This is a genomic window from Pantoea sp. S18, assembly GCF_045689705.1.
Lineage (GTDB): Bacteria > Pseudomonadota > Gammaproteobacteria > Enterobacterales > Enterobacteriaceae > Pantoea > Pantoea symbiotica.
In genome coordinates, this window is sequence record NZ_CP142688.1 from 2,920,504 (window position 1) to 2,935,222 (window position 14,719).

General features: G+C 56.1%; 13 protein-coding genes. 4 read left to right on the top strand and 9 right to left on the bottom strand.

All coding sequences use genetic code 11. The features are described 5' to 3' along the window. Nucleotides 1-12 precede the first annotated feature (12 nt). Nucleotides 13-2,157, top strand: coding sequence for a phosphate acetyltransferase (gene pta / locus VIJ98_RS13430; RefSeq protein ID WP_008105167.1), 2,145 nt, complete (start codon nt 13-15; stop codon nt 2,155-2,157). A gap of 127 nt (nt 2,158-2,284) precedes the next feature. Then, nucleotides 2,285-3,544: a 4-aminobutyrate--2-oxoglutarate transaminase gene (locus tag VIJ98_RS13435; RefSeq protein WP_323274438.1), complete on the top strand. Its 1,260-nt coding sequence runs from the start codon at nt 2,285-2,287 to the stop codon at nt 3,542-3,544. 44 nt (nt 3,545-3,588) lie between these two features. Here VIJ98_RS13435 and yfcD read toward each other — a convergent pair whose 3' ends face one another. Together yfcD and yfcF are read right to left on the bottom strand one after the other, a co-directional pair. Then, the gene (yfcD, locus tag VIJ98_RS13440) at nt 3,589-4,134 is read right to left on the bottom strand and encodes an NUDIX hydrolase YfcD (RefSeq protein ID WP_007889295.1); all 546 of its coding nucleotides are present in this window, start codon (nt 4,132-4,134) and stop codon (nt 3,589-3,591) included. Nucleotides 4,135-4,245: 111 nt separating this feature from the next. Next, a complete protein-coding gene (gene yfcF / locus VIJ98_RS13445; protein ID WP_154155829.1) occupies nt 4,246-4,887 on the bottom strand; it encodes a glutathione transferase in 642 nt (213 codons plus the stop codon). 204 nt (nt 4,888-5,091) lie between these two features. Here yfcF and VIJ98_RS13450 point away from each other — a divergent pair, with 204 nt between their 5' ends. Next, nucleotides 5,092-5,985, top strand: a complete 894-nt coding sequence (locus VIJ98_RS13450; protein ID WP_323274440.1) for a TIGR01777 family oxidoreductase — start codon at nt 5,092-5,094, stop codon at nt 5,983-5,985. Nucleotides 5,986-6,013: 28 nt separating this feature from the next. Here the strand turns inward: VIJ98_RS13450 and VIJ98_RS13455 are convergent, their stop codons facing one another. From VIJ98_RS13455 to dalD, 3 genes are read right to left on the bottom strand one after another with little or no spacing between them, the layout of a single operon-like run. After that, complete coding sequence (locus VIJ98_RS13455) at nt 6,014-7,294, bottom strand: MFS transporter (RefSeq protein ID WP_154190342.1); 1,281 nt, start codon at nt 7,292-7,294, stop codon at nt 6,014-6,016. A gap of 22 nt (nt 7,295-7,316) precedes the next feature. After that, nucleotides 7,317-8,786, bottom strand: coding sequence for a xylulokinase (gene xylB / locus VIJ98_RS13460; RefSeq protein WP_154155823.1), 1,470 nt, complete (start codon nt 8,784-8,786; stop codon nt 7,317-7,319). A gap of 10 nt (nt 8,787-8,796) precedes the next feature. Further along, on the bottom strand, nt 8,797-10,191 hold the full coding sequence (gene dalD / locus VIJ98_RS13465) for a D-arabinitol 4-dehydrogenase (protein WP_323274443.1): 1,395 nt from the start codon (nt 10,189-10,191) through the stop codon (nt 8,797-8,799). Nucleotides 10,192-10,386: 195 nt separating this feature from the next. Between dalD and VIJ98_RS13470 the strand changes: the two genes are divergently transcribed. Then, nucleotides 10,387-11,334, top strand: a complete 948-nt coding sequence (locus VIJ98_RS13470) for a sugar-binding transcriptional regulator (protein ID WP_323274445.1) — start codon at nt 10,387-10,389, stop codon at nt 11,332-11,334. A 59-nt stretch (nt 11,335-11,393) separates the two neighbouring features. Here VIJ98_RS13470 and hisP read toward each other — a convergent pair whose 3' ends face one another. The 4 genes from hisP to argT form a co-directional block, all read right to left on the bottom strand. Next, nucleotides 11,394-12,167, bottom strand: coding sequence for a histidine ABC transporter ATP-binding protein HisP (gene hisP / locus VIJ98_RS13475; RefSeq protein ID WP_008105186.1), 774 nt, complete (start codon nt 12,165-12,167; stop codon nt 11,394-11,396). Nucleotides 12,168-12,175: 8 nt separating this feature from the next. After that, nucleotides 12,176-12,892: an ABC transporter permease gene (locus VIJ98_RS13480; RefSeq protein WP_008105190.1), complete on the bottom strand. Its 717-nt coding sequence runs from the start codon at nt 12,890-12,892 to the stop codon at nt 12,176-12,178. Continuing rightward, entirely contained in the window at nt 12,889-13,575 is a 687-nt protein-coding gene (locus VIJ98_RS13485) for a histidine ABC transporter permease HisQ (protein ID WP_008105192.1), read from the bottom strand. The genes VIJ98_RS13480 and VIJ98_RS13485 overlap by 4 nt, the downstream gene beginning before the upstream one ends. A 194-nt stretch (nt 13,576-13,769) precedes the next feature. Then, entirely contained in the window at nt 13,770-14,552 is a 783-nt protein-coding gene (gene argT / locus VIJ98_RS13490) for a lysine/arginine/ornithine ABC transporter substrate-binding protein ArgT (protein ID WP_323274447.1), read from the bottom strand. Between the last annotated feature and the right edge of the window lie 167 nt (nt 14,553-14,719).

Here is a 14,719-nt window from a genome sequence, read left to right on the forward strand (position 1 = left end):
GAGGTTTCTATCGTGTCACGTACAATTATGCTCATTCCTACCGGCACCAGCGTCGGTCTGACCAGCGTCAGCCTCGGCGTGATCCGTGCCATGGAGCGCAAAGGCGTGCGCCTGAGCGTATTCAAGCCCATTGCCCAGCCACGTGCGGGCGGCGATGCGCCAGACCAAACCACCAGCATTATCCGTAAAAGCTCCGCGATTCCTGCCGCTGAACCGCTGCAGATGTCACGCGTTGAGTCGCTGCTCGGTTCTAACCAGCAAGACGTGCTGATGGAAGAGATCATTGCCAACTACCACGCGAACGCCAAAGACGCGGAAGTGGTGCTGGTAGAAGGCCTGGTTCCTACGCGTAAACATCAGTTCGCCTCTGCGCTGAACTATGAAATCGCCAAAACCCTGAACGCCGAAATTGTCTTCGTGATGTCGCTGGGCAACGATTCTCCGGCGCAGCTGAAAGAGCGTATCGAACTGACACAAAGCAGCTTTGGCGGCAGCAAGAACAAAAACATCACTGGCGTGATCATCAACAAACTTAATGCGCCGGTGGATGAGCAAGGTCGTACGCGCCCGGATCTGTCAGAGATTTTCGATGATTCCACCAAAGCCAGCATCGCCAACATCGATCCTAAGCAGCTGTTTGCCAACAGCCCGCTGCCGGTGCTGGGTTGTGTGCCATGGAGCTTTGATCTGATTGCTACCCGCGCCATCGATATGTGCCGTCACCTGAACGCCGATATCATCAACGAAGGTGAAATCCAGACGCGCCGTGTGAAATCTGTGACCTTCTGTGCGCGTAGCATTCCGCACATGCTGGAACACTTCCGTCCGGGTTCACTGCTGGTGACTTCAGCAGATCGTCCTGATGTGCTGGTTGCCGCCTGTTTGGCCGCGATGAATGGCGTTGAAATCGGTGCGGTGCTGTTGACCGGTGGATATCAGATTGAAGCGCCAATCGCACGCCTGTGCGAACGTGCGTTCCAGACCGGCCTGCCAGTATTTATGGTGAAAACCAATACCTGGCAGACGTCACTCAGCCTGCAGAGCTTCAACCTTGAAGTGCCGACTGACGATACGCAGCGTATCGAAAAAGTGCAGGAGTACGTGGCCAGCTTCATCAATGAAGATTGGGTGGAATCACTGACCGCAACGTCAGAACGCAGCCGTCGCCTGTCTCCACCAGCATTCCGCTACCAGCTCACCGAGCTGGCGCGTAAAGCCGGCAAACGCATTGTGCTGCCAGAAGGCGACGAGCCGCGTACCGTCAAAGCGGCGGCGATTTGCGCCGAACGCGGCATCGCCACCTGTGTGTTGCTCGGCAATCCGGAAGAGATTCAGCGTGTTGCGGCGGCGCAAGGTGTTGAACTCGGCAAAGGCATCGTGATCGTGGATCCAGAAGTGGTACGCGAAAACTATGTGCCGCGTCTGGTTGAGCTGCGTAAGAGCAAAGGCATGACCGAAGTGGTGGCGCAGGAGCAGCTGGAAGACAACGTGGTGCTGGGCACCATGATGCTGGAAAGCGGCGAAGTTGATGGTCTGGTATCCGGCGCGGTTCACACCACGGCGAACACCATTCGTCCACCGCTGCAGCTGATCAAAACCGCGCCAAACAGTTCGCTGGTGTCGTCGGTGTTCTTTATGCTGCTGCCGGAGCAGGTTCTGGTGTATGGCGACTGCGCCATCAACCCGGATCCCAATCCAGAACAGCTGGCAGAAATCGCGATTCAGTCTGCCGATTCAGCCAAAGCCTTCGGTATCGATCCACGCGTCGCGATGATCTCCTACTCAACCGGTAACTCCGGTGCCGGTAGCGACGTTGAGAAAGTGCGTGAAGCCACGCGCATCGCGCAGGAAAAACGCCCGGATCTGGTGATCGATGGTCCGCTGCAGTACGACGCCGCGATTATGGAAGACGTCGCCAAATCCAAAGCGCCAAACTCTGCGGTTGCCGGTCGCGCTACCGTGTTCATCTTCCCGGATCTGAACACCGGTAACACCACTTACAAAGCGGTACAGCGCTCTGCTGATCTGATCTCCATCGGGCCGATGCTGCAAGGCATGCGTAAGCCGGTGAACGACCTGTCACGCGGCGCCTTGGTGGATGACATCGTTTACACCATCGCATTGACGGCGATTCAATCCCAGCAGGCCGAAGGCTAATCCCTTCCCCGCCCGGCAAAAAAGCATGCACTTCGGTGCGTGCTTTTTTTTGCCCTGCACTTCACTGGCATAAACCCTGCGCTGCGCTAACACTGATTGAAGTCTGCCGCTAATTGCGAGGTGAATAATGAGCAACAGTGATGTGCACAGCCGTCGTTTACAAGCCACGCCGCGCGGCGTAGGCGTGATGTGTGATTTCTATGCGGTGAAAGCCGAGAATGCCACGGTGTGGGATCAGCATGGCCGCGAATACACCGATTTTGCCGCAGGCATCGCGGTGCTTAACACCGGGCATCGTCACCCGAAAGTGATGGCGGCGGTGCATCAGCAGCTTGAATGTTTTTCCCATACCGCATTTCAAATCATCCCTTATGAGAACTACATTCACCTCGCTGAGCGGCTTAATGCGTTAGTGCCGATTAATGGCGCGGTGAAAACCACCTTTTTCTCAACCGGTGCAGAAGCGGTCGAAAACGCGGTCAAAATTGCGCGCGCGGCCACCGGTCGTCCCGGCATCATCGCCTTTACCGGCGCGTTTCACGGCCGCACCAATATGACAATGTCGCTAACCGGTAAAGTGGTGCCGTATAAAACCGGCTTCGGCCCCTTCGCCAGCCCGGTATTTCACGCGCGCTATCCCAACGCGCTGCACAACGTCACAGTTAGCGATGCGCTCGACAGCCTGGAAGCGATTTTCCGCAGCGATATCAGCCCGCAGCAGGTGGCGGCCATTATCTTTGAACCGGTTCAGGGCGAAGGCGGTTTCTACAGTGCGCCGCCAGAGTTTGTCGTTGCGCTGCGTGAGTTATGCGATCGTCACGGCATTCTGCTGATCGCCGATGAGATTCAGAGCGGTTTTGCGCGCACCGGCAAGCTGTTCGCCAGCGACTATTACGCTGTAAAGCCCGATCTCATCACCATGGCGAAAAGTCTGGCCGGCGGCTTCCCGCTCTCGGCGGTGTCGGGACGCGCGGAAGTCATGGACGCGCCTGAACCTGGCGGCCTGGGCGGAACCTATGCTGGCAGTCCACCGGCGATTGCAGCGGCGCTGGCGGTGTTAGACATTATCGAAGCGGAAGCGCTGTGCAGCCGCGCTAACCAACTTGGCAACCGATTAAAACAGGCATTACAGCGTGCAGATTGTAAAGCGCTGGCGGAGATACGCGGATACGGCTCGATGATAGCGGCGGAATTCAATGATGCGGCGGGTAAGCCGTCGGCGGAGATTGCCAGAGCTATTCAGCAGCAGGCGCTGGAGCAAGGTTTGATTCTGCTAACCTGCGGCGTGTACGGCAACGTGATTCGCTTCCTCTATCCGCTGACCATTCCGGATGCGCAGTTCGAGGATGCTTTGACGCTGTTGACGGGTATTCTGCGGAAACATTAACAATTGTGTATAAGGTCGCCATAAATGGCGACCCTACGGCATGATTATGCTTCGCTGCTCTGCTTACGGCGAGCGGCATCGCTGTTACGGCTCAGCCACAATGACAACGCCTTAAGCGAATCATCGGTGAACTCGTCACAGCGCGCGGTGATCTCTTCCGGCGTCATCCAGAAGATCTCGTCTACTTCCTCTTCCTGCATGGCAAACGGACCATGGGAAACGCAGCTGAACAGCCCGCCCCATACTCGGCAATGCTGATCTTCAAAGTAGAACTGCCCGTGCTCGGCGAACGGAACGGCCGCAATACCCAACTCCTCTTCCGCTTCACGACGTGCAGATTCCAGCAGGTCTTCCCCGCTCTGCACCACGCCACCGGCAGTGGCATCCAGCATACCCGGCATGAAGTCTTTGATTTCAGTGCGACGCTGCACCAGAATTTTGCCCATGCCATCGTGCACCACAATATAGGTCGCACGATGACGCAGACACTGCGCACGCATCTGCGCACGGCTGGCCTGCGCAATGACTTCGTTCTCTTCGTTAACGATATCAACCCACTCGATACCGTCACCTGCCGTTTGATCCACCATCCGTAACCCTTTTCTGTTTTCGGCGTGCCCAGCACGCGCCTGTTTGCCATGCTTTATTAGAATGAGCGGTAAGGTAAAGCGTTCTTTTCGCCATCGCAAGGCGCATCGTGCTCAGCGTGTTTTACCGGATTCCGCTAACCAAAGTTGCACCGAAGCACGCTGCCACTGGAACTCAGCATAGTGTTGCAGCTTCACCGGCAGCGCATCGCCGTGTAGCGCCAGACGATTAATCATCACGGCTAAATCGGTATCCGCAATCGACCATTCGCCAAACAGATTTTGCTGTCCGTCAGGCAAAAGGCGCTGTACCGCAGCAATGAGTTTATTAGCGGCTTGCTCACCCGCTGGCGTAAGCGGCGCAAAGCGTTCGCCGGCAAACAGCACTTCAGTTGGACGCTCGGAGCGCAGCGCCATCAAATCGCTGCGCAGCCACGCCTGTACTTCGCGCGCATGCGCGCGTTTCTCGCGATCGCGCGGATAAAGGCGCTCGAACTCTGGCGCCGGAAAGCGCTCTTCCAGATACTCGGCAATCGCGGAAGATTCCGTCAACAGCACATCATCGATTTGCAGCGTAGGCACGCGGCAGGTCAGCGACAGCGCGCGGTATTCATCATCCCACTGCGCATTCTGCGATAAATCGACACGCTTCAGGGTGAAGGGAATGCCCTTCTCGGTTAGCGCAACATAAACCGACATGGCGTAAGGACTGAAAAAGCAGGAATCTGACCACAAGGTAATGGTTGGATAATTCATTGGCTGCCTCAGGAAAGCGTCAGGTGTGCATCATGTTTACCGATTTTTATTTGTTAAGGCAATGGTGCGCTGGTCGGATCTTTAGCTGCTAAGACCAGCGCTGACTTTTCCTTTTTCTTCATAAGCGTAAGCCGAGTCACGCCGCGCGCACGCTTCTCTTCTATGCTCAATCTGAGCAGATAAAAAATGACAAGGAGGCTCAACATGCATTTACTGATCACCGGCGGCACCGGCCTGATTGGCCGCCACCTGATTCCGCGTCTGTTGCAGCTTGGCCATCAGGTGAGCGTTGTTACGCGCGATGTCGCCGCCGCACGCGAAAAACTCGATGCCAGCGTCGCGCTGTGGTCCGGCATTAATCAGCAAACTGATTTAAATGGCATTGATGGTGTTATCAATCTCGCGGGCGAACCGATCGCCGATAAACGCTGGACCGAGCAGCAGAAGCAGCGGCTATGCGAAAGCCGCTGGCAAATTACCGAGCAGCTGGTGTCGCTGATTCACGCCAGCAGCAATCCCCCACAATTTTTGATTTCCGGCTCGGCTACCGGCTTTTATGGCGATACTGGCGATCTGGTGCTGACCGAAGAGGATCCGGGGCACGACGAGTTTACCCATGCGCTGTGCGCCCGTTGGGAGCAACTGGCGATGACTGCGCAAAGCGATCGCACCCGCGTCTGTCTAATGCGAACTGGCGTGGTGCTGGCGAAAGAAGGTGGCGCATTATCGAAGATGAAGCTGCCGTTTAAGCTTGGCGTCGGCGGCCCGATTGGCAGCGGCAAACAGTATCTGCCGTGGATTCACATCGACGATTTGGTTAACGCGATGCTGTGGTTGATCGACCATGCTGAACTGCGCGGCCCCTTCAACATGGTTGCGCCCTATGCGGTGCGCAATGAGCAGTTCGCCGCCACGCTCGGCCATGTGATGCATCGTCCGGCCTTTATGCGCACGCCAGCCAGCGCCATCAAGCTGATGATGGGTGAATCGGCGGTGCTGGTGCTCGGCGGACAACATGTGTTGCCGAAGCGCTTAGAGGAGTCAGGCTTTGGTTTTCGCTGGTACGACCTGGAGGAAGCGTTGCGGGATGTCGTGTAGGGTCGCCATTAATGGCGACCTGGTTAAACTAACTCCGCTGCTGCACAACACTTGATTTCAACGCAGCCGGTTCGCGCGTATGTCCCGGCTGCGGCACACGAATAATAAAGGTCAGTACACCAGCAAACACATACAGCGCGGTATACGCCCACACCACGCCAACGATATCGAAAAACGGCAACATCACCGAAGCGATCGCAGGCGCAACAAAGTTACTTAGTCCAGCCGACAGATTGTAAATGGATACCGCAGCGCCTTTATGATGCGGCTCCAGCGTCGGAAACACCGCAGTCATCGGCACAAAGGCCGCGACAAAAATCCCCAACATCACCGCCGGAATCAACGCCACCCAGAAGTTATGTCCGGCATACAGCGGCAGGTAGTAAAACGCCAGACTGGAAATGGCCATACCGAGGCAACCAAACCAGCGCACCTGACGGATCCAACCCAGTTTCTCGCCGGTAATGCCCCAGAAGATGTTAGTAAAAATGGTGACGAAGAAGAATACCGCCCAGATTTGCAGCCACTCGGAAATGGTAAAACCAAGGCGATCGACGAACAGCAGCGGCATGATAATGGCAAAACCAAACAACGACAGCGTGTTAATGATGCGAATTAAACAGGCATAAAACACATGCTGGTTGGTAAACAGAATGGTTACCGCGCGCGACATTTCGGTCATTTTGTCGCGCATCGGCAAATTGACGCGCGAACGGTCTACCGGCACATGACGCAAGCTGAAGTAAGCCAGCACGCCACCACAGGCAACCCAAATGATCGCCAGCCACAGCGTACCGGTTTCTCCCAGCATCGGGATGGTCAGACTCGGCAAATAGCTGCCGACCACACCGATGCCGACTGAATACATCGCCCAGAACCAACCGGTGGCGGCCGCCAGTTTTTCACGCGGCAGCACCTGCACCAGCATCATCATGAATGAGTAGATAAATAGCGGATACGCCAGGCCGCGAATGCCGTAGAACAGCACCATCAACGGATAGTTGCGCATGCCAAGGCCGAGTGACATAAACAGCGTGTGCATCACAATCCACAGCACGAAGCCAATCATCATGGCACGCTGAGGCGTAATCAGTTCCGCCACCACGCCCGATGCCCAGGCTGCCAATGCTGCAGCCAACCCGTAGAAGGTAAACACCACCGCTGACTGCGCCGGCGTGAAGCCCATATCGGTGATGTGACGCGACAGGAACGCCATCTCAAAGCCATCGCCCGCCATAAAAATAGCGATGGCGAGGAAGCCCCAGAACATCTTTTTCGGTAAGCCAAACCAGTAATCATTCGATTGCATCTCATTCATCCTCTGTTTGGAATTATTCAGGTAGCAACGCTCGCGCCTGTTGCTGTTGGGCATAAAGCGTGCGGAACAGCTGCAATCGCTGTTGCAGCACCTTGCCGCGCGCAGCATTTGGCTGATAACGCGCCTGCACCGGCGGTTTAAGGCAAACTTCGCTCTCCACACCACCATCCGCCAGCCACGCCAGACGCGCAGCCCCCAAAGCGCCGGACGCGCTGGCGGGATGCGTGACGATCGGTAGTTGCAGCACATCGGCGATCAACTGCGCCCACAGCGTGCTGCGTGCCCCGCCGCCGGTCAGGCTGCACTGCAGAATCTGGCGCTGCGCATCACCGAGCACCGCGAAACCGTCGGCCAGACCAAATGCCACGCCTTCAATCACCGCGTAGCCGAGCAGAGCGCGTGGCGTTTCATGGCGCAGATTGAAGAAGGAACCGGAGGCGTCAGGATCGTTGTGCGGTGTGCGTTCACCGGAAAGATAAGGCAGGAAAATCGGCGCATGCCGCCGCTGTTCTTCACTGAGCTGTGCCATCTCTTCCATTAGTTGGCTTTCGGTAACGGAGAGTAGATTGCACAGCCAACGCAGGCAGCTGGCGGCACTGAGCATTACGCTCATCTGGTGCCAGCGTCCGGGCAAGCCGTGGCAGAAAGCATGCACACCCGATTGCGGATCGGCCAGCAAACGGTCATTGACCACAAAAATCACGCCGGAGGTTCCCAGCGAGATAAAGGCATCGCCCGGATTGACCGCGCCAACGCCGACTGCCGAAGCAGCATTGTCGCCAGCGCCGCCCGCCACGCAGACCGCAGCCGATAAGCCCCATTCACTTGCCAGATCGGCTTTTAATGTGGCGCTGACGGCGCTGCCTTCCACTAAATCCGGCATGTTGGCGCGCGTCAGTCCGGTGATGGCTAGCAGTTCGTCGGACCAATCGCGCTTTGCTACGTCGAGCCACAGCGTGCCCGCCGCATCTGAAGGTTCACTGACAAAGCGTCCAGTCAAACGCCAGCGCAGATAATCTTTCGGCAGCAGCACTTTGTCGATGCGACGGAAAATCTCTGGCTCATGTTCTGCCACCCAGCGCAGTTTGGGTGCGGTAAAGCCCGGCATGATCATATTGCCGCTAATTTGCATCATCTCTGGATGTTGCCTGCTCAACGCTTCACACTGCGGCGCGCTGCGCGTGTCATTCCACAGAATGCACGGACGCAGCACCTCGCCCTGCGCATCCAGCAGCACAGCGCCGTGCATTTGTCCCGACAAGCCAATGGCGCGAATCTCGCTCCATGCCTGTGCAGCCTGCTGGCGTAATCCAGCAAGCACTTCACCGCACGCTTGCCACCAGCGTTCTGGATCCTGCTCCGCCCAGTGTGCATGCGGGCGTTGTACGTTAAGCGTGGCGTGATTCGAGGCGATGATCTCGCCCTGCGCATTGATGATCAGCGCTTTGAGCTCCGAGGTACCAATATCAATTCCCAGATACATGCTGCGCTCCTTACACCGCGGCCAGCGCGCGTTCTGGCTGTTTCAGCCACAGCTGCAGATCCGCCACGCTGCGCGTCACCAGCGCATGAAACGCCTTGTCCTGTGCCAGCTCGCCAAACAGCGCGCTATCGCTGAGGAAAGCGTTCAGTGCATCGGAGCGGCTAAACTGCTGGCGCAGCGCATCGGCTTGCAGCACGCCATCCTGATAGGTGTAAGGCAAATCATCACTGGCCCAGCGTTGCAGGAACAGGAAGAACAGCGCAGGCAGCACGGCGGTGGCCGCCGGTTCTGCACCGCGCTGATAGCATTCGCGCAGTGTTGGCGTCACCATGCCGGGGATTTTCGACAAACCATCTGCACCTACACGCTGGTTGGTGTCTTTGATGTAGGGATTACTAAAGCGCGCCAGAACCACATCGCGGTACTCGGCTAAATCCAGCGGGCTTGGCGACAGCGATGGCATCACATCCTGCGTCACGTAGTCGTACGCCAGTTGATAAATCGTTGGCTGACGCGTGCTGTCATGGATGTAATTGAGGCCAATCAGCGTGCCTGCCCAGGCAATCGCCGCATGCGTGGCGTTGAGGATACGGATTTTCGCCTCTTCCCACGGCAATACCGATTCCACCAGCTCAACGCCAACCTTCTCCAGCGCCGGGCGACCGGCAATGAAGTCATCTTCAATCACCCATTGAATAAAGGATTCGGCCATCACTGATGCGCCATCGTCTTTACCGGTGGCGGCCTTGACGCGCTCAGCCACATCCGGCGTTGGGCGCGGCGTAATGCGATCCACCATGGTATTGGGCGAGGTGGTATTTTCGCGCACCCAACTCGCTAAGGCGTTATCACTTTTGGCCGCAAGAAACGCGAGGAAGCCGTGACGAAAACGTTCGCCGTTGTGGCGCAGGTTATCGCAGTTGAGCAGCGTAACCGGCGCGCCGCCGTTCGCCACGCGCTGCGTGAGGATGCGCGCCAGCGCGCCATAAATCGTGCGGATGTCGCCTTTCACATCGGCCTGCACATCCGGCTGCGTCAGGTCCAGTTCGAACTCCGGCGTCAAATAGTAACCGGCTTCAGTGACGGTAAAACCGATCACACGGGTTTCACTTTTCGCACCCTGCTCAACCAACGCGCTGATGTCGCTATCCCACGGCAGGATTTTACGAAGGGAAGTGATGGTTTCGTAGGCCCGTTCGCCGTCTGGCGTCACAGTTTCCAGCACATATTCGCCATCTTGCGCAGCGAGTTGCTGCAGCAACGGCGCGGCATCATTGCGGATATTGCCGAGGGCGATGCTCCAGCTGTCATCGCCCTGCTCACGTAATTTATGCAGATACCACGCCTGATGAGCACGGTGAAAAGAACCTGCGCCGATATGCATCCACACTGATTGATTGGTCATAGCTGCCTCAAAGTAAACATTTGCCACGATTAAGGGCATTTGCCCGATGACGCGTAGCATAGTGCGACTCCGCAGCCATGTTCTGCGAGCCAAATCACAATTAATACTTTTGCTCTTTTTTAGGGCTTTTGCTCAGTTAACACTTAACCGGCATCTCGCGTTAACATGGCGCACCGGTTTTGACGGAACAATGCGATGAGCAGAGAAGAGAAAAAACAAGAACTGGCAGCACGTGCGGCCTGGATGTATTACGTGGCGGGCGTGACGCAGCAGGAGATTGCGCGCGCATTAGGATTGTCGCGTCAGGTGGCGCAGCGTTTGGTCTCCAGCGCGCGTGAAATGGGCATGGTCAGCGTTAAGATCGATCATCCCGTCACCCACTGTTTGCATCTGGCGCGTGAGGTTCAGGAGAAGTTTGGCCTGCAGCTGTGCCGCGTGGTGCCGTCCGCCAATCTTGATGATGACGCTATTCAGCAGATGCTGGCAGTTGAAGGCGCGGCGGTGATGGCGCAATACATCAGTGAGGAGCAGCCGCAGGTGTTTGGCATTGGTTCCGGTAAGACGCTGCGCTCGATGATCGATGTGCTTCCCTGGGTTGAGCGACCACAGCATCAATGCGTGTCGATGATTGGCGCGATTGCGCGGGACGACTCGGGTACGCGCTACGACGTGCCGCTGAAGATGGCGGAGAAAATGCAGGGCAAATATTTCTTCATTCCTGCGCCGCTGTATGCGGATACGCCCGATGACAAAGCGATGTGGATTCAGCATCAGGTTTACCAACGCGTGACACAACGGGCATTGCAGGCGGATGTCGCCTTCGTCGGCATCGGTGAAGTGCAGCCCGGCTGCCCGCTGCATGCCGAAGGCTTTATCACCGATGCGCAAGTTGCAGCGCTCAACGCGCGCGGCGTGGTCGGCGAAATGCTTGGGCACTTTTTCAATCAGCAAGGTGAACGCGTGTTGGGTGAAACCGATGAGCTGCTCACCAGCGTGTTGCTGGAGAGTAAGACGCAACGCCAGATTATTGGCTTTGCCGGCAGCGAACGTAAATATCCAGCGATCCGCGCCGCGCTGCAGGGCGGCTGGGTGTCAGGTCTGGTGACCGATGAGGATACAGCGCTGAGGTTGTTGCGGGAATAAAAGAGTGCGCATAAATGCGCACCTTAGGCCGTAGGGTCGCCATTTATGGCGACCTGGAACTACTTCAACGATCCCTTTAAAAACTGCTGCAATCGTGGGCTTTTCGGGTTACCGAACAGCTCATCTGGCGAACCTTGTTCCTCAATTTTGCCCTGATGCAGGAAGATCACGTGATTAGAGACATGGCGAGCAAACTCCATCTCATGCGTCACCACCACCATGGTTTTGCCCTCTTCCGCCAGCTTCTGCATGATGCGCAGCACTTCGCCGACCAGCTCCGGATCGAGCGCCGAAGTGGGTTCATCAAACAGCAACACTTCGGGCTCCATCGCCAACGCACGCGCAATCGATACACGCTGCTGCTGACCACCAGAGAGATGCACCGGATATTTGGCCCGCGCACGCGCATCAATGCCGACTTTATCCAGATACTTAATCGCCCGCTCACGCGCTTCCGCTTTGCTCAGCCCCAGAACCTGAATTGGCGCTTCGGTGACGTTATCCAGCACCGTCATGTGGCTCCACAGGTTGAAGTGCTGAAACACCATCGTCAGGCGCGTACGCAGCATACGCAGCTGCTCTTTGTTCGCGACTTTCAGTTGGCCATCGGTGTCGCGCACCAGATTGATCTGCTGGTTGTTGACCACAATGGTGCCTTCGCTCGGTTTCTCGAGGAAGTTAATGCAGCGTAAGAAGGTACTTTTCCCGGAACCGGACGAGCCAATAATGCTGATCACATCGCCGGCATTCGCCTGCAGCGACACGCCTTTCAAAACTTCATGTTCACCGTAACGTTTGTGCAATTCGGTAACGCTTAATTTATTGTCAGCCATAGTGATACTCAATGCGATGAAGAAGGTTTTACGTGCGCCAGGAAGCGTTGTTCAGCTTTGCGGAACAAGCTAATCAGCCCGTAAGAGATAATCAGATACAGCACCGCAGCGATGCCAAACGCGGTAAACGGCTGATAGGTGGCCGAGTTGATATCGCGCGCGATTTTTAACAGATCCGGCACCGTCGCGGTAAACGCCAGCGCGGTGGAGTGCAGCATCAGGATCACTTCATTGCTGTACGCCGGCAGCGCGGTACGCAGTGCCGAAGGCAGAATGATGCAGCGATACAATTTAAACGGCGAGAAACCATAGGCGCGCGCCGCTTCGATTTCCCCGTGCGGCACCGAACGAATCGCACCGGCAAAGATTTCGGTGGTATAGGCGCAGGTATTCAGCGTGAACGCCAGCAGCGTACAGTTAAGTCCACTGCGGAAGAAAGCGTTCAGCAGCTCAGTGCCTTTCACCACTTCCAGCGTGTACATGCCTGAGTAGAACACCAGCAGCTGCACATACAGCGGCGTGCCGCGAAACACATAGGTGAACAGCCAAACCGGCGTGGAGATAAAGCGGTTGGAGGAGACGCGCGCAATCGCCAGCAGCACCGCGAGCGAACCGCCGATCACCACCGAGATGATCAATAACCACAGCGTAATCGCGATGCCGGTAAAACGGTAACCATCGGTCCAGAGCAGCTGTTTCCAATACTCCTGAATAATTTCAATCATAGCTCTGCCCTTTTCACACCCACCGTGTAGCGACGTTCAAGCCACCACAGCACGCCGTTCGACAGCGTGGTAAACACCAGATAAATCACACCCGCCACAATGGCGAAGTAGAACGGCTGCCAGGTACTTTTGCCAGCCAGCTGCGTGGCTTTCACCACATCTTCCAGCCCCAGCAGTGAAACCAACGCCGTGGCTTTGAGAATAACCTGCCAGTTGTTGCCGATGCCCGGCAGCGCAAAACGCATCATGGCCGGGAACAGAATGCGGCGGAAGGTTTGCGAGCCGGTGAAACCAAACGCAGTTGCCGCTTCGATCTGCCCTTTAGGCACCGCCAGAAACGCACCACGGAAGGTTTCGGTGAAGTAAGCGCCGTAGATGAAGCCGAGCGTGATGATACCGGCGACCATCGGATCGATATCAAACTGCGCCAGTCCCAGCGCATCGGTGAGGGTATTCAGCGCGATCTGCAGACCGTAGAAGATCAGCAGCATCAACACCAAATCAGGCACACCGCGGATTAAGGTGGTGTAGCCTTCAAACAGCATCGCCAGCGGGCGACTGCGGGAAAGTTTGGCGCCAGCGCCAATTAAGCCGAGCACCACCGCCAGCAACACGGAACTGAGCGCCAGCTCCAGCGTCACAAGGGTGCCCTTGAGGATTACTTCGGAATAGCCATACAACATGGGTTCAATCCTGTCGTGAGGGTAAATTACAAACGCTGCCCAACTGACGGACAGTCCTAACCAGGAAATTTGAATCGCAGGATGGATGGCGGCAAGCGTATGAAGCCGGGCAGTTTACATATGTAAGCGCCCGGAGTGAATACTTATGTGCAACCTTCCTGCATTTCACAGACCAGGATTAGGAAACAGGATAATTAATCGCCGTACACGTTGAAATCAAAGTACTTCTTGGCAATTTTGTCGTAAGTGCCGTCTTTGCGCATCTCATTAAAGGCTTTATCGATCGCCGCTTTCAGGTCTGCGTCATCTTTACGCAAGCCCATACCGGTACCCACGCCAAAGACTTTTTCATCTTTAACCGCTGGGCCCGCAAACGCATATTTAGCGCCAACAGGCTGCTTCAGGAAGCCTTCGCTCGCCTGCACTTCGTCCTGGAACGCGGCATCAATACGACCGGCATTCAGATCCTGATACACCAGATCCTGGTTAGCGTAAGGCGTAACGGTGACACCTTTTGGCTGCCAGTACTCTTTTGCATAAGTTTCCTGGGTGGTGCCCTGCAGCAGACCGATGTTTTTGCCTTTCAGCGATTCAATGGTCGGTTGCAGCGTTGAGCCTTTTGGTGCCACTAAGCGTGCGTTCGCGGCGTACAGTTTTTCAGAGAAGTTGATCTCTTCCTGACGCTTTTCGGTGATTGAGAGAGAAGAGATAATGGCGTCGATCTTCTTCGCTTTCAGCGACGGGATCAGCGCATCGAAATCACTTTCCACATAAGTACATTTAGTCTTGATACGCTTACAAATTTCGTTCGCCAGATCGATATCAAAGCCAACCAGCTGGCCTTGCGCGTTCTTGGATTCGAATGGCGGATAAGTCGGGTCAGTTCCGATGCGCAGCGACTGCGGTACAGCGGCGTAGACGCTCGCGCTACTTACCATTGTCAGCATCAGAGAAAGAGCCAGAACTCGCTTTTTCATAGGTAACCCTCAAGTGAAGTGCTTATTGTTATGTGGTGCGTGATGTGTTGGTTTGCGCTGTAAGCTGTGCAGGTTTCATGCCAGTTATGCGAATTGGCTAAACGCTGCGCAAGCGCGCTAAATACTGCGCCGGTTAGCGGCGCAAGCACTTAGTTTGTGAGGGAAAT

Coding starts and splice junctions, on each gene's coding strand:
- VIJ98_RS13485 (WP_008105192.1), bottom strand. CDS start 13,575: ATGTTGTATGGCTATTCCGAAGTAATCCTCAAGGGCACCCTTGTGACG.
- yfcF (WP_154155829.1), bottom strand. CDS start 4,887: ATGAATTATCCAACCATTACCTTGTGGTCAGATTCCTGCTTTTTCAGT.
- VIJ98_RS13480 (WP_008105190.1), bottom strand. CDS start 12,892: ATGATTGAAATTATTCAGGAGTATTGGAAACAGCTGCTCTGGACCGAT.
- argT (WP_323274447.1), bottom strand. CDS start 14,552: ATGAAAAAGCGAGTTCTGGCTCTTTCTCTGATGCTGACAATGGTAAGT.
- yfcD (WP_007889295.1), bottom strand. CDS start 4,134: ATGGTGGATCAAACGGCAGGTGACGGTATCGAGTGGGTTGATATCGTT.
- hisP (WP_008105186.1), bottom strand. CDS start 12,167: ATGGCTGACAATAAATTAAGCGTTACCGAATTGCACAAACGTTACGGT.
- VIJ98_RS13470 (WP_323274445.1), top strand. CDS start 10,387: ATGAGCAGAGAAGAGAAAAAACAAGAACTGGCAGCACGTGCGGCCTGG.
- VIJ98_RS13455 (WP_154190342.1), bottom strand. CDS start 7,294: ATGCAATCGAATGATTACTGGTTTGGCTTACCGAAAAAGATGTTCTGG.
- dalD (WP_323274443.1), bottom strand. CDS start 10,191: ATGACCAATCAATCAGTGTGGATGCATATCGGCGCAGGTTCTTTTCAC.
- xylB (WP_154155823.1), bottom strand. CDS start 8,786: ATGTATCTGGGAATTGATATTGGTACCTCGGAGCTCAAAGCGCTGATC.
- VIJ98_RS13450 (WP_323274440.1), top strand. CDS start 5,092: ATGCATTTACTGATCACCGGCGGCACCGGCCTGATTGGCCGCCACCTG.
- VIJ98_RS13435 (WP_323274438.1), top strand. CDS start 2,285: ATGAGCAACAGTGATGTGCACAGCCGTCGTTTACAAGCCACGCCGCGC.